At 58.9% G+C, this 21,623-nt stretch carries 19 protein-coding genes; 4 read left to right on the top strand and 15 right to left on the bottom strand.

Going from position 1 to position 21,623, the window contains the following annotated elements; translation table 11 throughout:
- The 12 genes from fabZ to rpsB all read right to left on the bottom strand — a co-directional run bounded on the left by fabZ (position 1) and on the right by rpsB (position 12,641).
- Positions 1-456 (bottom strand): 3-hydroxyacyl-ACP dehydratase FabZ, encoded by a 456-nt coding sequence (gene fabZ, locus ACMGGK_RS04205; protein ID WP_004931962.1) that lies wholly within the window; start codon positions 454-456, stop codon positions 1-3.
- 160 nt (positions 457-616) lie between these two features.
- Complete coding sequence (gene lpxD, locus ACMGGK_RS04200) at positions 617-1,639, bottom strand: UDP-3-O-(3-hydroxymyristoyl)glucosamine N-acyltransferase (RefSeq protein WP_004931959.1); 1,023 nt, start codon at positions 1,637-1,639, stop codon at positions 617-619.
- A 3-nt stretch (positions 1,640-1,642) separates the two neighbouring features.
- Positions 1,643-2,140 (bottom strand): molecular chaperone Skp, encoded by a 498-nt coding sequence (gene skp, locus ACMGGK_RS04195; RefSeq protein WP_004931958.1) that lies wholly within the window; start codon positions 2,138-2,140, stop codon positions 1,643-1,645.
- 156 nt (positions 2,141-2,296) lie between these two features.
- Positions 2,297-4,723: an outer membrane protein assembly factor BamA gene (gene bamA, locus ACMGGK_RS04190; protein ID WP_033639522.1), complete on the bottom strand. Its 2,427-nt coding sequence runs from the start codon at positions 4,721-4,723 to the stop codon at positions 2,297-2,299.
- Positions 4,724-4,758: 35 nt separating this feature from the next.
- Positions 4,759-6,114 (bottom strand): sigma E protease regulator RseP, encoded by a 1,356-nt coding sequence (gene rseP, locus ACMGGK_RS04185; RefSeq protein ID WP_028127525.1) that lies wholly within the window; start codon positions 6,112-6,114, stop codon positions 4,759-4,761.
- Positions 6,115-6,141: 27 nt separating this feature from the next.
- A complete protein-coding gene (cdsA, locus tag ACMGGK_RS04180; RefSeq protein WP_004931949.1) occupies positions 6,142-6,984 on the bottom strand; it encodes a phosphatidate cytidylyltransferase in 843 nt (280 codons plus the stop codon).
- A gap of 9 nt (positions 6,985-6,993) precedes the next feature.
- Entirely contained in the window at positions 6,994-7,752 is a 759-nt protein-coding gene (gene ispU, locus ACMGGK_RS04175; protein ID WP_049299600.1) for a (2E,6E)-farnesyl-diphosphate-specific ditrans,polycis-undecaprenyl-diphosphate synthase, read from the bottom strand.
- Positions 7,753-8,029: 277 nt separating this feature from the next.
- On the bottom strand, positions 8,030-9,226 hold the full coding sequence (ispC, locus tag ACMGGK_RS04170; protein WP_420276711.1) for a 1-deoxy-D-xylulose-5-phosphate reductoisomerase: 1,197 nt from the start codon (positions 9,224-9,226) through the stop codon (positions 8,030-8,032).
- Positions 9,227-9,383: 157 nt separating this feature from the next.
- On the bottom strand, positions 9,384-9,941 hold the full coding sequence (frr, locus tag ACMGGK_RS04165) for a ribosome recycling factor (RefSeq protein ID WP_004931943.1): 558 nt from the start codon (positions 9,939-9,941) through the stop codon (positions 9,384-9,386).
- Positions 9,942-10,060: 119 nt separating this feature from the next.
- Complete coding sequence (pyrH, locus tag ACMGGK_RS04160) at positions 10,061-10,786, bottom strand: UMP kinase (RefSeq protein WP_004931940.1); 726 nt, start codon at positions 10,784-10,786, stop codon at positions 10,061-10,063.
- A gap of 148 nt (positions 10,787-10,934) precedes the next feature.
- Positions 10,935-11,786 (bottom strand): translation elongation factor Ts, encoded by an 852-nt coding sequence (gene tsf, locus ACMGGK_RS04155; RefSeq protein WP_016929890.1) that lies wholly within the window; start codon positions 11,784-11,786, stop codon positions 10,935-10,937.
- A 129-nt stretch (positions 11,787-11,915) separates the two neighbouring features.
- On the bottom strand, positions 11,916-12,641 hold the full coding sequence (rpsB, locus tag ACMGGK_RS04150) for a 30S ribosomal protein S2 (RefSeq protein ID WP_016929891.1): 726 nt from the start codon (positions 12,639-12,641) through the stop codon (positions 11,916-11,918).
- A gap of 345 nt (positions 12,642-12,986) precedes the next feature.
- On the opposite strand from rpsB, the gene map reads away from it, so the two are divergent.
- The 4 genes from map to ACMGGK_RS04130 all read left to right on the top strand — a co-directional run bounded on the left by map (position 12,987) and on the right by ACMGGK_RS04130 (position 17,895).
- Positions 12,987-13,781, top strand: a complete 795-nt coding sequence (gene map / locus ACMGGK_RS04145; protein WP_028127527.1) for a type I methionyl aminopeptidase — start codon at positions 12,987-12,989, stop codon at positions 13,779-13,781.
- A gap of 73 nt (positions 13,782-13,854) precedes the next feature.
- Positions 13,855-16,509 (top strand): bifunctional uridylyltransferase/uridylyl-removing protein GlnD, encoded by a 2,655-nt coding sequence (gene glnD / locus ACMGGK_RS04140; RefSeq protein WP_049299598.1) that lies wholly within the window; start codon positions 13,855-13,857, stop codon positions 16,507-16,509.
- 42 nt (positions 16,510-16,551) lie between these two features.
- Positions 16,552-17,376, top strand: a complete 825-nt coding sequence (dapD, locus tag ACMGGK_RS04135; protein WP_004931932.1) for a 2,3,4,5-tetrahydropyridine-2,6-dicarboxylate N-succinyltransferase — start codon at positions 16,552-16,554, stop codon at positions 17,374-17,376.
- A 129-nt stretch (positions 17,377-17,505) separates the two neighbouring features.
- Positions 17,506-17,895 carry a DUF3461 family protein gene (locus ACMGGK_RS04130; RefSeq protein WP_004931929.1) on the top strand — a complete coding sequence of 130 codons (390 nt, stop codon included), beginning with the start codon at positions 17,506-17,508 and terminating at the stop codon, positions 17,893-17,895.
- A gap of 57 nt (positions 17,896-17,952) precedes the next feature.
- Here the strand turns inward: ACMGGK_RS04130 and ACMGGK_RS04125 are convergent, their stop codons facing one another.
- From ACMGGK_RS04125 to pbpC, 3 genes are read right to left on the bottom strand one after another with little or no spacing between them, the layout of a single operon-like run.
- Positions 17,953-18,405: a flavodoxin gene (locus ACMGGK_RS04125; RefSeq protein ID WP_016929894.1), complete on the bottom strand. Its 453-nt coding sequence runs from the start codon at positions 18,403-18,405 to the stop codon at positions 17,953-17,955.
- Between the two features lie 33 nt (positions 18,406-18,438).
- Positions 18,439-19,209 carry a tRNA pseudouridine(65) synthase TruC gene (truC, locus tag ACMGGK_RS04120; RefSeq protein WP_049299602.1) on the bottom strand — a complete coding sequence of 257 codons (771 nt, stop codon included), beginning with the start codon at positions 19,207-19,209 and terminating at the stop codon, positions 18,439-18,441.
- A 60-nt stretch (positions 19,210-19,269) separates the two neighbouring features.
- Positions 19,270-21,618 carry a penicillin-binding protein 1C gene (gene pbpC / locus ACMGGK_RS04115; protein ID WP_049299597.1) on the bottom strand — a complete coding sequence of 783 codons (2,349 nt, stop codon included), beginning with the start codon at positions 21,616-21,618 and terminating at the stop codon, positions 19,270-19,272.
- Between the last annotated feature and the right edge of the window lie 5 nt (positions 21,619-21,623).

The following is a 21,623-nucleotide window of genomic DNA, read 5'->3' as shown; positions in this document are numbered from 1 at the left end:
TTAAGCCTCCCGGCTGCGGGCACACATCATGGTTGCTTCGCAGACAATTTTACCGTCAACGGTCGCCACGCCTTTGAAGCGAGTCAGACCGCGGCGAGTTTTCTCGAAGGTGACTTCCATGACCATCTGATCGCCTGGCACCACAGGGCGCTTGAAGCGTGCTTCGTCGATACCGGCGAAGTAATACAGCTCGCCCGGCTCCAGTTTGCCGACGCTTTTAAACGCCAGGATACCGGTGGCCTGCGCCATGGCTTCCAGGATCAATACGCCTGGGAAAATCGGTTTGCCAGGGAAATGGCCCTGGAAAAACGGTTCATTCACCGATACGTTCTTCACCGCACGCAGATATTTGTGCTCTTCAAACTCGAGGACGCGGTCGACCAGCAAGAACGGGTAACGGTGAGGAAGCAGATCCAAAATTTCTGCAATATCCAGAGTATGAGTGTCAGTAGTCAAAATACTCTTCCTGTCTCTAAAAACTGATGGCATCAACAACACGGCCTGCGCTGACCCCAAAAGGAGATCATCATGCAGGCCGCAAATTAACATCTCTTTGCGCTTTTGGTCTCACGACCAACGCGTTTCGTTTTGTACCCGCCAGGGCGGGCGGCAATGATTAGTCTTTTCCGACTTTACGTTCGACAGCTTTCAAGCGTTTGCTGATCTCATCGATATTCATCACCAACGCAGCGGTTTTACGCCAAACCTTGTTAGGCTGCAACGGAATGCCCGAAGAGTATACCCCAGGTTCGGTGATTGGTCGCATAACCATTCCCATTCCGGTAACAACAACCTTGTCGGCAATCTCCATGTGACCGTTGATCACGCTGGCGCCGCCGATCTGGCAGTAGCGGCCGATTTTCAGGCTGCCGGCCATGATCACACCGCCGGCGACGGCGGTATTGTCGCCAATCACGACGTTATGTGCAATCTGGCATTGGTTGTCGATGATAACACCATTCCCGATTTGGGTGTTATCCAAAGCGCCGCGGTCAATGGTGGTGCAAGCGCCGATTTCGACGCGATCGCCGATAATCACCGTGCCCAACTGAGGGATCTTGATCCACTCGCCGCGCTCATTCGCATAGCCGAAACCGTCCGCGCCGATCACAGTGCCCGACTGGATCAGGCAGCGCTGGCCGATTTCGACCGCATGATAAATCGTTACGTTCGCCCACAGACGCGTACCCGCGCCGATGCGTGCGTGTTTGCCGATGAAACAGCCCGGGCCGATAACCACGTTATCGCCAAGCACCGCACCCGACTCGATCACCGCGTTCGCCCCAATGGCGACGTTCTGCCCCAGCTGCGCTTCAGGCGAGATCACCGCGCTTGGCGCGATATCCTGCGCCGGCGCCGGCGTAGTGTCCATCAGTTGCGCCATGCGCGCGTAGGTCAGATAAGGGTTTTTAACCACCAGCGCCGCAGCACGGCAGTGTGGTAAATCCGCTTCGGTAAGCACCACGGCGCTTGCCTGGCAGGAAGACAGCTGCTCTTGATAGCGGCTGTTTGACAAAAACGTGATTTGGCCAGGCTGTGCCGAATGCATAGAAGCAATGCCGGTGATGACGAGATCGCCATCACCGTGCAATTGTGCATCCAACTGCTGCGCTAAATCAGCCAGTCGAATTGAAAGCATGTGTTATTTAACCTGTTTCAGCACGTCAGCAGTGATATCTTTGGAAGAGTCTGCATAGGCAACGGCGTTGGCGTCGATCACCACGTCATAACCGCCTTTGCTGGCGACAGATTTCACCGCGTCCTGAATGCGGCTCAGGATCTTGTTACGTTCTTCCATCTGGCGACGGCGGTTGTCCTGCTCGAAAGCCTGGGCTTTCTGAGAGAACTGCTCGCGTTGCGCCATCACGTCTTTTTCCAACTTGCTGCGGTCGCTGGCTTTCATGGTAGCGCCGTCACGCTGCAGACGTTGCATTTTGGTCTGCAGGCTACGTTCCATGTTCTGGAGTTCGCTTGCACGGCCTTTAAACTCGTTTTCCAGCTGTTTAGCGACCGCTTCGCGGGCCGGCAGCTGTTGGAAAATGCTGGAGACGTTAACGACAGCGATCTTATCTGCTGCCTGAACGCCAGCTGAAGCAGCCATTGCTAAACCGAGGCCTGCGGCACACAACCACTTTTTCACTATAAACTCCTTACCATCACCCATTTGTGTCATATGACACTGAAGTACACAATTTGCCAGACTTGTCCCACCAAACAATGAGAATCATCTCCCTCTGCCGGCGGGCGCCTGGCCATTGCGATTCTTAATAACTGTTATGCCCAGAGGCGAGACCCGTTACCAGGTCTTACCGATGTTAAACTGGAACTGTTCGGACTTGTCGCCTTCGTATTTCTTGATCGGGTTGGCGTAAGAGAACACCAACGGCCCCAGTGGCGACATCCACTGCAGCGCGATACCGGCGGAAGAACGAATATTGCTGGCTTTGCTGTAGTCCGGCACGCCGTACATCAGCGTTTCGTTGGTATTCTTCCACTTGGTGTCCCACACGGTACCGGCATCGATGAACAGCGACGTCCGCACCGAGTTGGCGTATTTCTCGCTGATGAACGGCGTCGGGGTGATCAGCTCCAGGCTGGCGACCGCCATGGCGTTACCGCCCACCGCGTCATCCGAGCTACAGATGCTCTGACGATCGGTCGTGCTGCCGGCGTTGAACTGACACTGGTACGAGTTGGAGTTGTAGTACACCGCCTTCGGACCAATGGTGTTGGACTGGAAGCCGCGCACGGTGCTCGAACCACCGGCGTAGAAGTTCTCGTAGAACGGCATTTCCTTGCCGCCCAGCCCATCCGCGTAACCCAGACGGCCACGGCCCAACAGCACCCAGGTGCGATCGTCGTTGATCGGCACGTACTGTACGCTGTCCAGCGTCACCTTGTAGTATTCGTTGTCCGAGCCCGGAATGGTGACCTTGCCGTTCAACGTGGTGCGGTTACCCGAGGTCGGGAAGTAGCCGCGGTCCAGGTTGTTATAGGTCCAGCCCAGGTTCAGCGTAAAGTCGTCGGTCGAGTAGCTGGCGCGGTCGGTCTTGTTCGCATCCACGCCCATCGAGTCGAGGTAACGCCACATGGCGATCTGCGGCTGCATGTTCGACAGGCCGTTGTGGACGTAGCCCAGGCCGGTACGCAACGAGTTGTTTTCGTTGATCGGGAAGCCCAGCGTACCGTCGATACCGTAACTCTTGTTGGTATAGTCCGACAGATCCGCGTCATCCGCCTTAAAGTCGTTGTAGAAGATGCGGCCGCCCAGGCTCACACCGTCAACGGTGAAGTACGGGTTGGTGACCGACAGTTCGGTATAGGTCTGGTAGTCGTTCTTGGTGCCGCTGATGCCGACCGAGTAGCCGGTACCCAACCAGTTATCCTGCTGCACGCCGGCCTGGAAGCTGACGCCGCTCTCGGTGCCGTAACCGACGCCGAAGTTGAAGGTACCGGTGTTGCGTTCTTTCACCTTGTAGGTCACATCGACCTGATCGGCGGTGCCCGGCACGCGCTGGGTTTCCACGTCAACCGTTTCGAAGTAGCCCAGACGGTTCAGACGCTCTTTGCCCTGCTCGACCTGCTCGTTGCCGAGCCAGGCGCCTTCCATCTGGCGCATTTCGCGACGCAGTACGGAATCCTTGCTGGTGTCGTTACCTTCGAACTTGATGCGACGCACGTAGAAGCGGTTGCCCGCGTCAACGTTGACGTGCAGTTTGACGGTTTTATCCGCGTCGTTGATCTCAGGCTGAGTGCCGACGCGCGGGTAGGCGTAACCATAACGGCCCAACATCGTTTTGATGTTGTCTTCCATTTTGGTCACCTTGCTGCCGTTGTACAGCTCGCCTGGCTCAATTTTGGTGATCTGAGCGACTTCCGCCGAGTGGCCGGCCAGATTGCCGTTCACGACAACATCGGAAAGCTTGTACTGCTCGCCTTCGGTGATGTTGATGGTGATGTAGATGCCTTTTTTATCCGGCGTCAGGCTCACCTGGGTAGAATCGATGTTAAAGCGGGCATAGCCGCGATCCAGATAGAAGCTGCGCAGGGTTTCGAGATCGCCCGCCAGTTTTTGCTTCTGGTATTTGCGATCGCCGACCAGGTTCCACCATGGCACTTCATCACGCAGTTGGAAGCGTGAGATCAGTTCGTCGTTGGTGAAGGCATGGTTGCCGACGATGTTGATTTGTTGAATCTTGGCGGAGACCCCTTCCGTGAACACCAGTTTCAGGTCGACACGGTTACGCGGCAACGGCGTGACTACGGCTTTCACCGAGGCGCTGTATTTACCGACGCTGTAGTAGAAGTCTTCCAGCCCTTTTTCAATGCTGGAGATCGTGGTGCGGTCGAGCGCCTCGCCCACCCGGACGCCGGAGGCTTCCAGGTTCTGCTTGAGCATGTCATCCTTCACCGACTTATTGCCGGAGAAAGTGATGCTGGCGATGGTAGGACGTTCCTTCACCTGCACGATCAAGGTATTACCATCGCGCAGCACGCGCACGTCCTCGAAGTTGCCGGTGGCAAACAAGGCACGGATGGTATTACTGATGTCATCGTCAGTGACGGTATCGCCGACGCGAACCGGCATGTTGAGTAACGCCGCACCGACGGCGACTCGCTGCAGGCCTTCGAAATGAATGTCTTTCACTACGAACCCGTCTGCACCGTATACGGTGGCGCTGCCAAACAGCAGCGACGCTATGAGCAACTTTTTCATCGCCATCGTTGTTATGCGTTCTTCCTAACCTATCCCCGCCCCTAGAGGCGGGAAAAATCATTGAAAAGTGCAAGACCCATCAACAACACCAGCACGATCGAACCTATGCGGTAGCTGTAGTCCTGTACTCGCTCGGAAACCGGCCCACCCTTCAGCTTTTCTATCGCCAGGAAGAGGAGATGCCCACCATCTAACACCGGTAATGGGAACAGGTTGATGATACCCAGGTTGACGCTAATCAACGCCAGGAACATCAGATAATACACGAACCCGACTCCGGCTGACGCCCCAGCTCCCTGTGCAATCGAGATCGGGCCACTCAGGTTGTTCAGCTTTACATCACCGGTTATTAATTTGCCCAGCATGTTGACCGTCAGCCGCATCAGCTGCCAGGTCTTGTCGCCGGCCTGATACAGCGCCGGGAACGGTCCATACTGGCGAATCGTTTTATACTCGTCCGGCAGCGGCAGCACTTTTGGAATGATGCCTGCAAACCCCACCGATTTGTCTTTTCCCACCGGCTTTGTATCCGGTATCAGCGTCAAAGACAAGGGGGCGCCGTTTCTTTCAATCTCCAAAGCCAGCGATTGCCCCGGGCCATCGTGGATACGCTTCACCAGCGTCTGCCAACGACCCAACGGCTGACCATCGACTTTAACGATCCTGTCCCCCGCTTGTAAACCCGCCTTTTGCGCCGCCGAGTTAGGCTGCACTTCCGCCAACACGGATTCGATCTGCGGGCCGCGCGGCATAATGCCCAGCGCGACAACGGGATCCTGCTTGTCCGGTTCAAAGTTCCACTGGCGCAAATCCAGGGTTTTGGTCACGACCTGCGAAGAGCCGAACGGCGCGACGCCGACTTCGGTTTGCGCATCGCCGATCTTCGCCACCAGCGCCAGACGAACTGACTCCCAATCAGGCGTTTCGATGCCGTCAACCGACTTTAGTTCCATGCCAGACGAAATTTCAGCCTTGGCGGCGATGGATTGCGGCGCGATTTCGCCGATCACCGGGCGGAAACTCGGCACGCCGATGATGAACACCAGCCAATAGGCAAGGATAGCAAACAGGAAGTTGGCGATGGGGCCGGCGCTGATGATGGCCGCGCGCTGCCAGACGGTTTTGTTGTTGAAGGCCTGATGGCGCATTTCCGGCGCCACCGACTCCACGCGCTCGTCCAGCATCTTCACGTAGCCGCCAAGCGGAATCAAAGCGATGACGTACTCGGTGCCCTGGCGATCGGTGCGGCGCCACAGCGCCCGGCCGAAGCCGATGGAGAAACGTTCAACGCGCACGCCGCAACGACGGGCAACCCAAAAGTGTCCGAACTCGTGCACGGTAATCAAAATACCGAGCGCAATCAGAAACGCCACCAGGTTCCAAAGCACGCTGACCATCATCCCTCACTTTCCGTCATTGACGGATTAAAACACCAACAGCATCAGGCAGGCAAACACCGGCACCGCCGCGGTCAGGCTGTCGATACGATCCAGTATGCCGCCGTGACCGGGAATCAAATGACCGCTGTCCTTGATGCCCGCTTCGCGTTTGAACATGCTTTCGGTCAAATCGCCCAGCACCGAAGCCAGCGCGGCGATCACCGAACAGGCCAACAGCGTGGTCGGCACCACGTTCAGCGGCGCGTAGCGGCCGAACAGCCAGGAAATGACCGCCGATGTCAGCAGCCCGCCGATCAACCCTTCCCAGGTTTTACCCGGCGAGACCTTCGGCGCCAGCTTATGCTTGCCGAACAGCTTGCCGAACATATAGGCGCCGGAATCTGCGCCCCACACCAGCAGCATCACGTACAGCAGCCACCAGGCGCCGGTAAACGGGTTTTGCTCATAGCCGAACTGGCGCAGCGCCAGCATGCCCCAAAAAAACGGCACGATGGTCAGCAGGCCGAACAGCAGGCGCAGCGGGCGCGAATTGCGCCAGATGGCGGCCGAGCCGGGGTAAAACAGCACCAGCAGCAGCGCCGCCAGCCACCAGGCCAGCGACAGCCACAGCGAGCCGCTTACCTGCGGCACGGATTGATGGTAGGCGGGAACGCTGAGCATCATCAGCGCCAGCAGAAAACCGCACAGTATCGCCAGCCAGATGCGCTGCGAACGGGAGGTAAAACCGGCCAATTGGCCCCACTCCCAGGCTGCTAACATGCACACGACGAGCGTTACCAGAGCAAAGGCCAGCGGCGGCAACAGGAACAGCGCCGCGATAACGATCGGGATTAAAATCAGAGCAGTTATGAGGCGATACTTCAGCAAAAGTTCTCCCTAGGACGCATCGGCGCCGATAGGTGTTGTTCCCCCGAAGCGGCGCTCACGTTGTGCAAATGCATTCAGCGCACCTTCAAAGACAAGTTCATCGAAATCAGGCCAGAGCACATCAGTAAAGTAAAGTTCAGCATAGGCGATTTGCCACAGCAGGAAGTTACTGATGCGATGCTCGCCACCGGTGCGGATAACCAGATCCACCGGCGCCAGGTCGCTCATGCAAACCCGTTCGCTCAATAATTCCTCGCTGATCTGATCCGGGTGCAACTCACCGCCCCGTACCCGCTCGGCCAGCTCCCTTACTCCCTGAATGATATCCCAACGGCCGCCATAGTTGGCAGCGATATTGAGCGTCAGGCCATCGTTATTTTCCGTCAGTGCTTCAGAGCGGCGGATCCGCTCCTGCAAACGCGCGCTGAACCGGCTAATATCGCCGATCACCCGCAGCCTGACGTTATGTTTATGCAGGCTTTTTACTTCACTATCCAAAGCGCGGACAAAAAGCTCCATCAGGGCGGAGACTTCCTGCACCGGACGGTTCCAGTTTTCGCTGCTGAAGGCATAAAGCGTGAGTGCATCTAAATGGTGGCTGGCGGCAAAACTGACCGCGCGGCGAACCGATTTCACCCCTGCTTTATGACCGAAGACACGTAACTTGCCCTGACGTTTGGCCCAGCGTCCGTTACCGTCCATGATAATGGCGACATGGCGCGGCCCCGGGGAAGATGGATTAGCCTCTTGTTGGTTTGCGGACGACATAACTCGTACTTATTTCCTCAATAGAAATATAACTGCCTTTCCGGAACATCAGGCCCTTACGCGCAAAAAAAGCCGTGTGCCCGACACGGCTTTCAGCCTGCCCTCGCGATACCCGACGCAGCCGGGTCGCCATTGGCGCACAAGGCGCCAATCGGGTCATAATTCAACGGTATAACCGCTGACAGGTGGCGCAGACTATACCACCTCAGCGGGGCATGAACAAACGACCCCGCGGCGGCACGCGCGAATTACGAGCAAAATCGGATAATCGCCGTGATCAGCCGCACAACGCGCGAACGCGTTCCTCGGCGGCGGCGCGCGCCTGGCGGTCAATGTCTAAGACCGCGTCGATGCAGGTCGGTTCCTGCAGCGCGAGACGCTCCACCACCTGGCGGTTGACCGCCGCAATGTCGGTAAAGCGGATCTGCTGCTGCAAAAATGCCGCCACGGCGATTTCGTTGGCCGCGTTCAGCGCGGTGGTCGCCGCCTGGCCGGCCTCGAACGCGTCGATCGCCAAATACAGGCAAGGATAACGCTCGCGTTCCGGTTCAGCGAAGGTCAGCGAACCGATGCGGCAGAAGTCCAGCGCTTCCACGCCGGAATTCACGCGCTGCGGATACGCCATCGCGTGGGCGATCGGCGTGCGCATATCCGGCGTACCCAGCTGCGCCAGCACGCTGCCGTCGGCATAGCGCACCATCGAGTGAATCACCGACTGCGGGTGCAGGATCACTTCCATTTGCTCGGCCGAGGCGTTAAACAGCCAGCGGGCCTCAATGTATTCCAGACCTTTGTTCATCATGGTGGCGGAGTCCACCGAGATCTTGCGGCCCATCGACCAGTTCGGGTGGGCGCAGGCTTGATCCGGCGTCATCGCGGCGAACTGGTCCAGCGGCGTGGTGCGGAACGGACCGCCAGAGCCGGTAAGCACGATGCGCGAAACACCATGACTGTCCAGTGAAGAGTATCCCAACTGGCGCTGAATACTCTCAGGCAAACTCTGAAAAATCGCGTTGTGCTCGCTGTCGAGCGGCAGCAGTTGCGCCTGGCTTTGCCGCACCGCGTCCATAAACAGGCGGCCGCAGGTGACCAGCGACTCTTTGTTAGCCAGCAGCACCTGCTTGCCGGCGCGGATCGCCGCCAGCGTCGGCAACAGCCCCGCAGCGCCGACGATGGCCGCTGTCACTTGATCGACGTCGTCCAAAGCCGCCAGTTCGCAAGCCGCTTGCTCCCCGGCCAATACCTCGGTAGCGACGCCGTTTTCCGCCAGAATGGCGCGCAGCTCGCGGGCAGCGCTTTCATACGCCATCGCGGCGAAGGCGGGCCGGAATTCGATGCATTGCTGCGCCATGACCGCGACGTTGCGGCCGGCCACCAGCGCTTTGATCGCAAAACGCTCGGGATTCGCCCTGACCACGGCCAGGGTGCTGGTCCCTACCGAGCCGGTCGAGCCAAGAATGGTCAGTTGCTTCATGAGTTCACTCTGAATAACTGTCTGATGAGATCGGAGGTGCTCCAGTGTGGAACCTTGGACACCGCTTGTCCATGATCTTTCAGTACGATGAAACGGGATCTGCGCCACAAAAAACAAAGCGCCGCCCAGGCGACGCTTTTTTTCTGCACGATGCTGATTAGAAATCCATCAGCTCTTTTTCTTTCTCCGCCAACGCGGCGTCGACCAGCTTGATGTAAGCATCGGTCATTTTCTGAATCTCGTCTTGTGAACGACGTTCTTCGTCTTCGCTGATCTCTTTGTCTTTCAGCAGCGCCTTGACCTTGTCGTTGGCGTCGCGACGCACGTTACGCACCGCTACGCGGCCCTGCTCGGCTTCGCCGCGCACGATCTTGATCAGATCCTTACGGCGTTCTTCGGTCAGCGGAGGCAGCGGAACACGAATGTCAGAACCGGCGGAAGACGGGTTAAGGCCCAGATCGGAGCTCATGATCGCTTTCTCAACGGCCTGGCTCAGGCTGCGGTCGAACACGTTGATTTTCAGCGTGCGAGAGTCTTCCACAGTCACGTTGGCCAGTTGACGCAGCGGCGTAGCGGCGCCGTAGTATTCCACCATGATGCCGTCCAGAATGCTTGGCGAAGCGCGGCCGGTGCGGATCTTGCTGATTTGGTTTTTGAATGCTTCTACGCTTTTTTCCATGCGTGAATCAGCATCTTTTCTGATTTCATTAGTCACGTTGCAAACCCTTGGAAGCTGGTTACTTGGCAGGCGATACTCAAGTATAGCCCGTAATCGTACTCGAAGAGCGCGCGGCGCCTGGCGTCACGCGCTCCGAAAAAGGGGTGTGAACAGCCTTATTTGCTGATCAGCGTACCTTCGTTCTCACCCATCACCACGCGGCGCAGCGCGCCAGGCTTATTCATGTTGAACACGCGGATCGGCAGACCGTGATCGCGGGCCAGCGTAAACGCCGCCAGATCCATCACTTTCAGCTCACGCTCCAGCACGTCCTGATAGGTTAATTGTTCATACAGCGTCGCATCCGGGTTTTTCACCGGATCGGCGGAGTAGACCCCATCCACTTTGGTGGCTTTCAGCACCACGTCGGCTTCGATCTCGATACCACGCAGGCAAGCGGCGGAATCGGTGGTGAAGAACGGGTTGCCGGTACCGGCGGAGAAGATCACCACGCGGTTGTTGCGCAGCAGGCTGATCGCCTCTGCCCAGCTGTAATTATCACACACGCCGTTCAGCGGGATCGCCGACATCAGGCGGGCGTTCACATAGGCACGGTGCAGTGCATCACGCATAGCCAGGCCGTTCATCACGGTAGCCAGCATTCCCATGTGGTCGCCCACTACGCGGTTCATGCCGGCTTGCGCCAGGCCCGCGCCGCGGAACAGGTTCCCGCCGCCAATAACTACACCGACCTGAATTCCCAGTTCGACCAGCTCTTTCACTTCCTGAGCCATGCGATCCAAAACGCTGGCGTCGATACCAAAACCTTCTGCACCTTGCAGGGCTTCGCCACTCAGTTTAAGCAGAATACGCTGATATACGGGTTTTGCATTGGTTGCCATGGTGTTCTGTCCTAAGAAGCAGTATTAGTAGTGGGGATTTCAGCCGATGAAACGCGCCTGAGGTGAGTATCACGCTGCAGGGCCTGCCACCGGTGTAATTCTGGCTGGATAGTATGGAACCGCCAGACGGCGGTTCCATCGACAGTCATTAAGACTGTTTGCTCATCGCGGCAACTTCAGCAGCGAAGTCGGTTTCGACTTTCTCGATGCCTTCGCCCACTTCGAAGCGAATGAAGTTGGTCACGTCAGCGTTGTGCTCTTTCAGCACCTGAGCAACGGATTTGCTCGGATCCATAACGAAAGGCTGACCGGTCAGAGAAACTTCGCCGGTGAATTTCTTCATGCGGCCTTCAACCATTTTCTCTGCGATTTCTTTCGGCTTGCCGGACTGCATGGCGATGTCCAGCTGAACCTGGTACTCTTTTTCTACCACTTCAGCAGACACGTCTTCTGGCTTCACGAACTCTGGCTTGCTCGCCGCAACGTGCATTGCGATTTGCTTAACCAGTTCTTCGTCCGCGCCTTTAGCCGCAACCAGAACGCCGATACGCGCGCCGTGCAGGTAGCTGCCCAGCACGTCGCCTTCCAGGGAAGCAACGCGACGAATGTTGATGTTTTCGCCGATTTTTGCCACCAGCGCTACGCGCTCTTCTTCGAACTGTGCTTTCAGCACGTCAACGTCAGTGATTTTGCCAGCCATAGCGGCATCCAGCACTTTGTCGGCGAACGCCTGGAAACCGGCGTCTTTTGCTACGAAGTCAGTCTGGCAGTTAACTTCCAGAATGATGCCGTAGTTGCCTTCGATCTTGGTTTTGATCACGCCGTCAGCAGCCACGTTGCCTGCTTTTTTAGCGGCTTTGATCGCACCGGACTTACGCATGTTTTCGATTGCCAGTTCGATGTCGCCGTTGGATTCAACCAGCGCCTTCTTGCAATCCATCATGCCAGCGCCGGTACGCTCGCGCAGTTCTTTTACCAGGGCAGCGGTAATATCAGCCATTTCTTTTTCCTCGGTTATCTCGCGTGGAGACAGTTCTCATTCAGATAAGCAAAGGGGGCCTTAACAGGCCCCCCTAACCAACATATGTCAATACCTGGTTAATAAGGGCTCAGTGACGAGCTTGCCTTATTATTCAGCTTCTACGAAGCCTTCTTCCGCCTGAACGGCCAGATCTTGAGAACGACCTTCACGCACAGCGGCAGCAACAGCAGTCAGGTACAGGTTTACTGCACGGATTGCGTCGTCGTTACCAGGGATGATGAAGTCAACGCCGTCTGGGTTGGAGTTGGTATCAACGATAGAGAATACCGGGATACCCAGGTTGTTGGCTTCTTTGATCGCGATGTGCTCGTGATCGGCATCGATAACGAACAGTGCGTCTGGCAGACCGCCCATATCTTTGATACCGCCCAGGGAGTTTTCCAGCTTGGCCAGTTCACGAGTGCGCATCAGCGCTTCTTTCTTGGTCAGCTTGTCCAGGGTGCCGTCTTGAGACTGGATTTCCAGATCTTTCAAACGCTTAATGGACTGACGAACGGTTTTCCAGTTAGTCAGCATGCCACCCAACCAGCGGTGGTTCACGAAGAACTGGTCACAGCTGTTCGCAGCGTCTTTTACCGCTTCGCTTGCTGCGCGTTTGGTACCAACGAACAGGATCTTGCCTTTACGGGAAGAGATCTTGCTCAGTTCAGCCAGAGCGGCGTTGAACATTGGTACGGTCTGCTCCAGGTTGATGATGTGAACCTTGTTACGAGCGCCGAAGATGAAAGGCTTCATTTTCGGGTTCCAGTAACGGGTCTGGTGACCAAAGTGAACACCAGCCTTGAGCATGTCGCGCATGGAAACAGTTGCCATGATTAAACCTCTATAGATTAATTGGGGTTATGCCTCCACGTATCCCATAACGCCGACCCTGGCGGCGACAAGTCACCTCAGGGCACCCCGGCGGATGTGCCGATACGTGTGTGTTATTTACACAAAATGAGTGCAGTTAAAGTATTTTCGGCCGATTCCCGCCAGGCCACAAGAACCAAGTCGCGGATCGCCGGCGCGCTTTATACCATAAACCCGCCGCAGACACCAACTTTTGTTGCGTTTCGCCGGGCGTCAGGAAATGAAATTTGGCAGCCCCCGGCCGGGCTGATACCATAAGTCACTGCTTCTTATTGTCGACGATAACGACACCTGCGGACGAATTTCATGGCAATCTCAATTAAAACACCTGATGACATCCAAAAAATGCGCGTGGCCGGCCGCCTGGCCGCCGAAGTGCTGGAGATCATCGAGCCGCACGTCAAACCTGGCGTGACCACCGGCGAACTGGACCGTATCTGTCACGAGTACATCACCAACGAGCAGCAGGCCATCTCCGCCTGCCTCGGCTACCACGGCTTCCCGAAATCCGTGTGCATCTCGGTGAACGAAGTGGTGTGCCACGGCATCCCGAGCGATGACAAAACGCTGAAAGACGGCGACATCGTCAACATCGACGTGACCGTGATTAAAGACGGTTTCCACGGCGACACCTCGAAGATGTTCATCGTCGGCAAACCGACCATTCTGGGCGAGCGCCTGTGCCGCGTCACTCAGGAAAGCCTGTATCTGGCGCTGAAGATGGTCAAACCGGGCATCCGTCTGCGCACCCTGGGCAAAGCCATCCAGCAATTCGTCGAAGCCGAGAAGTTCTCCGTGGTGCGCGAGTACTGCGGCCACGGCATCGGCGAAGTGTTCCACGAAGAGCCGCAGGTGCTGCACTATGACGCGGACGACGGCGGCGTGGTGCTGCAGCCGGGCATGGCCTTCACCATCGAACCGATGGTCAACGCCGGCGACTACCGTATCCGCACCATGAAAGACGGCTGGACGGTAAAAACCAAAGATCGCAGCTTGTCGGCGCAGTATGAGCATACTATTGTGGTCACTGATAACGGCTGCGAGATAATGACGTTGCGCAAGGATGACACCATCCCCAACATCATTACGCACGAGATGTAAGCACTGCGGCGCACGCCGCGTGCAGAATGTCACCAGGCCGGCTTATGCCGGCCTTTTTTATGGGCTGCGCACTATGTCTGACAATCTCCTTCAACCGGCCGTGCCGATGCCGCCCGTCCCTCCCAGCGTCTACGGCGACGACGAGCTCACCTGCCCGCTGCTGAAACAGCGGCTGGAGCAGTTCCAGCTGTGGCTGGCGGCGGCGTTCGACGCCGGCTCCAGCGCCGAAAGCCTGGTGGCGGCGCGCAGCGACTTCATCGATCGCCTGCTGCGCCGGCTGTGGACGTTCTACGGCTTTGAAGATATCCCGGAAACCGCGCTGGTGGCGGTCGGCGGTTATGGCCGCGGCGAGCTGCATCCGCTGTCGGATATCGACGTGCTGGTGCTCAGCCAGCGCCGGCTGACGGAGCAACAGTCGCAGCGGGTCGGCGAGTTCATCACCCTGCTGTGGGATCTCAAGCTGGAAGTGGGCCACAGCGTGCGCACCCTGGAAGAGTGCCTGCTGGAAGGGCTGGCGGATCTGACCGTGGCCACCAACCTGATCGAATCGCGCATGATTTGCGGCGACGTCGCGCTGTTCCTGCAGATGCAAAAGCATATCTTCAGCGACGGCTTTTGGCCCTCGCCGCAGTTCTTCCACGCCAAGATCAGCGAGCAGCAGGAGCGTCATCAGCGCTACCACGGCACCAGCTATAACCTGGAACCGGATATCAAAAGCAGCCCCGGTGGCCTGCGTGACATCCACACGCTGCTGTGGGTGGCGCGCCGCCACTTCGGCGCCACCTCGCTGGACGAAATGGTCGGTTTCGGTTTCCTCACCCAGGCCGAGCGCAACGAGCTGAACGAATGCCAGAGCTTCCTGTGGCGCATCCGCTTTGCGCTGCATCTGGTGCTGCCGCGTTACGACAACCGTCTGCTGTTCGATCGTCAGCTCAGCGTGGCGCAGCTGCTGCGCTATGAAGGCGAAGGCAACGAGCCGGTCGAGCGCATGATGAAAGACTTCTACCGCATGACGCGCCGCGTCGGCGAGCTGAACCACATGCTGCTGCAGCTGTTCGACGAAGCCATCCTGGCGCTGGACGCCACCGAAAAGCCGCGTCCGCTGAACGACGATTTCCAGCTGCGCGGCGATCTGATCGATCTGCGTGACGAAACGCTGTTTATCCGCGAGCCGCAAGCCATCATGCGCATGTTCTACCTGATGGTGCGCAACCGCGAGATCAAGGGCATTTACTCCACCACCGTGCGCCAGCTGCGCCACGCGCGCCGCCACCTGAAACAGCCGCTGTGCACCATCCCGGAAGCGCGCGATCTGTTTATGGCCATCCTGCGTCACCCCGGCGCGGTGTCGCGCGCGCTGGTGCCGATGCACCGTCACAGCGTGCTGTGGGCCTATATGCCGCAGTGGGGCAAGATCGTCGGGCAGATGCAGTTCGATCTGTTCCACGCCTATACCGTCGACGAACACACTATCCGCGTGCTGCAGAAGCTGGAGAGCTTCGCCGATGCGCAAACCCGGCCGCGCCATCCGCTGTGCGTGGAGCTGTATCCGCGCCTGCCGCACCCGGAACTGCTGCTGCTGGCGGCCTTGTTCCACGATATCGCCAAAGGGCGCGGCGGCGATCACTCGATCCTCGGCGCGGAAGACGTGGTGGAGTTCGCCGAACTGCACGGCCTCAACTCGCGAGAAACCCAGCTGGTGGCCTGGCTGGTGCGCTGCCACCTGCTGATGTCGGTCACCGCGCAGCGCCGCGATATCCAGGATCCGACGGTGATCCAGCAGTTCAGCAGCGAAGTGCAGAGCGAAACCCGCCTGCGCTATCTGGTGTGCCTGACGGTGGCGGATATCTGCGCCACCAACGAAACCCTGTGGAACAGCTGGAAGCAGAGCCTGTTGCGCGAGCTGTATTTCGCCACCGAAAAACAGCTGCGCCGCGGCATGCAAAACAGCCCGGATTTGCGCGAACGCGTACGCCACCATCGCCTGCAGGCGCTGGCGCTGCTGCGCATGGACAACATCGACGAAGAGGCGCTGCACCGCATCTGGAGCCGCTGCCGCGCCGATTACTTCCTGCGCCACTCGCCGAATCAGCTGGCCTGGCACGCCCGCCACCTGCTGGCCCACGACTCCACCCAGCCGCTGGTGCTGGTCAGCCGCCAGGCGACGCGCGGCGGCACCGAGATCTTCATCTGGAGCCCGGATCGCCCTTACCTGTTCGCCGCCGTCGCCGGAGAGATGGATCGCCGTAACCTGAGCGTGCACGACGCCCAGATCTTCACCAACCGCGACGGTATGGCGATGGACACCTTTATCGTGCTGGAGCCGGACGGCAGCCCGCTGGCGCAGGATCGCCACGCGGCGATCCGCCAGGCGCTGCTGCAGGCCATCACCCAGCGGGAGTACCAGCCGCCGCGCGTGCGCCGCCCCTCTTCCAAGCTGCGCCACTTCAGCGTGCCGACCGAGGTCACTTTCCTGCCGACCCACACCGATCGCCGCAGCTACCTGGAGCTGACCGCGCTCGACCAACCCGGCCTGCTGGCTCGGGTGGGCGAAGTGTTCGCCGATCTGGGGCTGTCGCTGCACGGCGCGCGCATTTCCACCATCGGCGAGCGGGTCGAGGATTTGTTTATCCTGGCCGACGGCGAGCGGCGCGCGCTCGACCAAGAAACGCGCAGAAAGTTGGAGCAACGGTTGACAGAGGCCCTCACCCCAAACGATAAAATGTGATACAAGTAACTTTTTACCGACAACATCAGGAAAGAGAACAGCATGCAGCAATTACAGAACGTTATTGAAAGCGCCTTCGAACGCCGTGCGGACATCACTCCGGCGAACGTAGACACCGTAACGCGCGAAGCGGTAAACCAGGTGATCGGCCTGTTGGACAGCGGCGCCCTGCGCGTTGCCGAGAAGATCGACGGTCAATGGGTCACCCACCAGTGGCTGAAGAAAGCCGTGCTGCTCTCTTTCCGCATCAACGACAACAAGGTGATGGACGGCGCGGAAACCCGCTACTACGACAAAGTGCCGATGAAATTCGCCGACTACGACGAAGCGCGCTTCCAGAAGGAAGGTTTCCGCGTCGTGCCGCCGGCCACCGTGCGCCAGGGCGCGTTCATCGCTCGCAACACCGTGCTGATGCCGTCTTACGTTAACATCGGCGCCTACGTCGACGAAGGCACCATGGTCGACACCTGGGCCACCGTCGGTTCTTGCGCGCAGATCGGCAAAAACGTTCACCTGTCCGGCGGCGTCGGTATCGGCGGCGTGCTGGAGCCGCTGCAGGCCAACCCGACCATCATCGAAGACAACTGCTTCATCGGCGCGCGCTCCGAAGTGGTGGAAGGCGTGATCGTGGAAGAAGGCTCGGTGATTTCGATGGGCGTTTACCTCGGCCAGAGCACCCGCATCTATGACCGCGAGACCGGCGAAATCCATTACGGCCGCGTGCCGGCGGGTTCGGTGGTGGTTTCCGGCAACCTGCCGTCGAAAGACGGTTCTTACAGCCTGTACTGCGCGGTGATCGTCAAGAAAGTCGACGCCAAAACCCGCGGTAAAGTCGGCATTAATGAGTTATTGCGCACTATCGACTAAATTGAAATAGCGGGTGATTCACCCGCTATTTTTTTGTCTGCGTTTCGCTGGCAGTCACAGTCGCAGATCTCGCTTTCCGCCATAATTGCAGTCGTGGAATATAACGATCACATCTAAAGAGGGCGCAGTATGTACGATAACTTGAAGAGTTTGGGCATCAATCAACCGGAAGACGTCGATCGCTATAGCCTGCGTCAAGAGGCCAACAACGACATCCTCAAGATCTATTTCCGCAAGGACAAAGGCGAGTTCTTCGCCAAGAGCGTGAAGTTCAAGTACCCGCGCCAGCGTAAAACCGTGGTGGCGGACAACGCCGGCCAAGGCTACAAGGAAATTCACGAGATCAACCCGAACCTGCGTTACGTGATCGACGAGCTGGATCAGCTGTGCCAGCGCGATCAGGTGGAAGTGGATCTGAAGCGTAAAATCCTCGACGACCTGCGCCATCTCGAAGGCGTGGTGTCGCACAAGATTGCCGAGATCGAAGCCGATCTGGAAAAACTCACCCGCGGCAAATAATGCGGTTCGGTTAACCCGCATCATCGTTAAGGCGCCCTTTTGCGGCGCCTTTTTACGTTATGACTGCAGCAGCGTGCCCCACTGCTCGACCCACGGGCAGGCGGCCACTTCCGGCTCCGGCTGTTCCATCGCATCGATCTCCAGCACTTCGCCAACGCGGGTGGCACCCTGCTCCTGCAGCAGCGCGTCGAACGCGCGCCCGGCGCCGCAGAAGTTGTCATAGCTGCTGTCGCCGAGGGCGATCAGCCCATAGCGCAGCTCCGGCTGATAGCCAACCTGATCGCGGATAGCGTGGAACAGCGGCGCGATGCTGTCCGGCAGATCGCCCTGCCCGGTGGTGGAGGTGATCACCAGCGCGTAGTGCTGACGATAATACTGCCAGGCCTCCAGCGTGCCCTCTTCGAACAGTTTGACCTCATGGCCCTGCTCGCTGAGGATGTTTTGCGCCTCTTCCGCCACCAGCAGCGAATTGCCGTAGACCGTTCCCACGAAGATACCAACCTGAGCCATGGCTCCTACTCCCTTCATTACCTTTAAAAATTGTCAGCTATCCTGACCGTTAGCCGCGCTAAACTCAACCCCGGCAAGTTCAGGGAATACCCCCGCCCAGCCGAACTGCGCCATCACCCCTTGCCAGGCTTCGTCCCAGCGCGCCGTTACCTGCAGCGGCTCGCCGGTCACCGGGTGCGTCAGTTGCAGGTGGCTGGCGTGCAGCATCAGGCGCGGGCAGCCGAAATGCTGCGCCATCCCGCGGTTCTGCCGCAGATCGCCGTGCTTGCTGTCGCCGATGATCGGATGGCGAAGATGCGCCATGTGGCGCCGCAGTTGGTGCTTGCGGCCGGTTTCCGGCTGCAGTTCCACCAGACTGTACCGCGCGCTGTCGTAGCGGCCGATGGCCACCGGCATCTCTACCTGCGCCAACGGCCGGTAGTGCGTCACCGCCGGCTGCGGCCCCTTGTCGGCATCGGCATGTTTATCGGCGATTTTATCCAGCTCAGCCGTCAGCGGGTAGTCGAGGGTCGCCTCCTCCTGCACGTAACCGCGCACCACCGCATGATAGGTTTTCTGCACCTGGTGCTGCTCGAACTGCTGCGACAGCAGGCGCGCCACCTCACTGGAGAGCGCCATCAGCAATACGCCGGACGTCGGGCGATCGAGACGGTGCACGGTAAAGACATGCTGCCCGAGCTGATCGCGCACCGTCTGCATCATAAAGCGAGTTTCATGACGGTCCAGCCAACTGCGGTGCACCAACCAGCCCGACGGTTTGTTCACCGCCACCAGGTGTTCATCCTGATACAAAATCTCAATCACATCGCGTTCCCAGGTCAATAGCCGTTTCGGGCGCGAGTATAACAGGCATGAGACGCAACGCTAGTTCACCCATTCGATGGTCACCAGGCGCGTATCGGCGCGGCCGCGATCGTCCACCGCCCGAATGCGGTAACGCCCATTGTTGATCGGCCGCCAGTCGATCGGTTTTTTACTGGCGCTGCTGCCGAGATAGATATCGTCGACGAACCAGTACACCGTCTTGCTGTCGGCGTCCGTCACCGCATTGAAGGCGATGTTGTCCCGCCCCTGCTGCGACTGGCGCAGGGTATAAGTGGTGTTTTTCAACGGCGAGGTGATGCGCGGCGCGTTGCCGCCGACGGCGATGCCGTTGTCCTTGCAGCGATTGACCGGCGGCGCCCGCTTCGGCAGCCCGGCCTGGGCGAACACGTTGGCCAAATCGGAAGGCCAGAATTCAAAAATTTCGGTGCGGGTCTGCGCCGCATCATACGGCGGGCAAACGACCTCGCCGCTGTGAATATCCAGCACCACCGGCCGGTAGACGCTGTCTACCTTGATCGGCGACTTGCCGGGAATGAACCAGGTCTTGCCCTTTTGCTGGCACCACGGCGTCGGCAGATCGCCGCTGGCGAGACAAATGTCTACCCGCCGCAGCCGCTTGGGGAACGGATGTTTCGGTTCCCGCAGGGCAGGATAGCTGGCGTTGACGCTGTCGATGATATTGAAAAACAGCGGCGCGGCCGCCTCGGCGCCGACCAACGCATTGTTGCCGCGCCCGTCGAAATTGCCTTCCCACACCACCAGCACGTAAGGACCGAAAATCCCGACGCTCCAGGCGTCGCGAAAGCCCCAGGAGGTGCCGGTCTTCCAGTACACCGGCAGCGACGAAGAACGCTGCGCCAGCGTATCGCCCGGCCGCCGGTGCTGGCGCAGCATATCCAGCGTGATGAAACTGGCCTCCTCGCTCAGCAGCCGCACCGGCGTCGATTCGGCCTGGTTCAACTGCATGCGAAGCGGCCGCAGCTCACCGCGATTCGCCAGCAGCGCATACAGCTTCGCCAATTCCTGCGCCGTTACCTCGCCGCCGCCCAATACCAGCGACAGCCCGTAGTGGCTCTCATTGGCCATATTGGCGACGCCGGTCAGGCGTAAGAACTGATAAAAAGTCGGCTGGCGCAGCTGCGAGGCGACATATACCGCCGGAATATTGCGGCTGAAATTTAGCGCGTCGGTGGCGGTCACCGGGCCGAGGAAGCGCCGGTCGAAATTTTCCGGCGCATAGGCGCCGAACGACGAAGGCACGTCTTTCAGGATGGTCATCGGATGCAGCACGCCCTGCTCCATGCCCAGCGCGTAGATGAACGGCTTCAGCGTCGATCCCGGCGAACGCTTGGCGTTGGTGCCGTTCACCTGCCCCTGAATTGGACGGCTGTAATAGTCCGCCGAGCCCACCAGCGCGCGCACCCCCATATCGCGGCTGTCCACCAGCAGCACCGCGGCGTTTTGAATGCCGCGGCTGCGGTTGCGGGCGATAAAGGCGTTAACCTGCCGCTCGACCAGCCGCTGCAACCCGGCGTCCAGCGTAGTGTCGACGCGAGTGTCGCGCTGCACCAGTTGCTGCGTCTGCAGGCGCAGCTGTTCGATAAAGTGCGGCGCAATATAGGGTACTTGCTCAGGCTGCCGCAGCGCCAGCGGCAGGCGGAACAGCGTTTGCTGGCTGGCGTCGGTCGGGTAAACCTGCTGCCAACGCTGGAACAGACGATTGCGCGCCTGCGTCAACGCCGCGCCGAGCACGCCGGTTTTCGGCTCCAGACGGTAGCTGGGCGACTGCGGCAACACCGCCAGCGTCAGCGCCTCCGGCAGGGTCAACGCCTTCGGCGACTTGGCGAAATAGATCAGGCTGGCGGCGCCGATGCTTTCGATATTGCGGCCGTAGGGCGCGTAATTCAGGTAGGCTTCCAGGATATCACGCTTGGAGTAACTCAATTCCAGCTGCACCGCGCGCAGCACCTGCAGCAGCTTGCCGCCTGGCGTGCGGGTATTGAGATGCCAGCGCATCCGCGCCAGCTGCATGCTGATGGTCGATCCGCCCTGCATTTTGCCGCCGGCGACATAGCTGCGCCAGAAGCCGCGCATCAGGCTGACGGGGTTAAATCCGGGGTTGTAGTAGAACCAGCGATCTTCGTGCAGCAGCAGCCCGCGCACCGCCAGTGGCGACACCTGTTCCAGCGGGGTCCACAATCGGTAGCGATCGTCGTTGGCCAGCGTGATGCGCAACAGCGCGCCGTGCCTGTCGTAATAAACGGAAGACTGCGGCAGCCCCTGCCACAGGGGCGGATGCGGCCACAGCCGAATCGCGGCCAACAGCAGCGCCAGTAAAAACGCCGCCATCAAGCCGTTTTGCAGCACGCGCCCGGTCAGGATCTTCATACGTT

The organism is Serratia sp. BNK-33-b (assembly GCF_048684565.1).
Lineage (GTDB): Bacteria > Pseudomonadota > Gammaproteobacteria > Enterobacterales > Enterobacteriaceae > Serratia > Serratia marcescens.
Note: the sequence above shows the minus strand (reverse complement) of the source record. Positions and strands in the feature narration are given on the sequence as shown.

What these genes read in the sequence shown, in the direction of transcription:
- lpxD (WP_004931959.1), bottom strand. Translation starts at nt 1,639, where the DNA reads ATGCTTTCAATTCGACTGGCTGATTTAGCGCAGCAGTTGGATGCACAA.
- bamA (WP_033639522.1), bottom strand. Translation starts at nt 4,723, where the DNA reads ATGGCGATGAAAAAGTTGCTCATAGCGTCGCTGCTGTTTGGCAGCGCC.
- rseP (WP_028127525.1), bottom strand. Translation starts at nt 6,114, where the DNA reads ATGGTCAGCGTGCTTTGGAACCTGGTGGCGTTTCTGATTGCGCTCGGT.
- ispU (WP_049299600.1), bottom strand. Translation starts at nt 7,752, where the DNA reads ATGTCGTCCGCAAACCAACAAGAGGCTAATCCATCTTCCCCGGGGCCG.
- ispC (WP_420276711.1), bottom strand. Translation starts at nt 9,226, where the DNA reads ATGAAGCAACTGACCATTCTTGGCTCGACCGGCTCGGTAGGGACCAGC.
- pyrH (WP_004931940.1), bottom strand. Translation starts at nt 10,786, where the DNA reads ATGGCAACCAATGCAAAACCCGTATATCAGCGTATTCTGCTTAAACTG.
- tsf (WP_016929890.1), bottom strand. Translation starts at nt 11,786, where the DNA reads ATGGCTGATATTACCGCTGCCCTGGTAAAAGAACTGCGCGAGCGTACC.
- rpsB (WP_016929891.1), bottom strand. Translation starts at nt 12,641, where the DNA reads ATGGCAACTGTTTCCATGCGCGACATGCTCAAGGCTGGTGTTCACTTT.
- map (WP_028127527.1), top strand. Translation starts at nt 12,987, where the DNA reads ATGGCAATCTCAATTAAAACACCTGATGACATCCAAAAAATGCGCGTG.
- glnD (WP_049299598.1), top strand. Translation starts at nt 13,855, where the DNA reads ATGTCTGACAATCTCCTTCAACCGGCCGTGCCGATGCCGCCCGTCCCT.
- dapD (WP_004931932.1), top strand. Translation starts at nt 16,552, where the DNA reads ATGCAGCAATTACAGAACGTTATTGAAAGCGCCTTCGAACGCCGTGCG.
- ACMGGK_RS04130 (WP_004931929.1), top strand. Translation starts at nt 17,506, where the DNA reads ATGTACGATAACTTGAAGAGTTTGGGCATCAATCAACCGGAAGACGTC.
- ACMGGK_RS04125 (WP_016929894.1), bottom strand. Translation starts at nt 18,405, where the DNA reads ATGGCTCAGGTTGGTATCTTCGTGGGAACGGTCTACGGCAATTCGCTG.
- pbpC (WP_049299597.1), bottom strand. Translation starts at nt 21,618, where the DNA reads ATGAAGATCCTGACCGGGCGCGTGCTGCAAAACGGCTTGATGGCGGCG.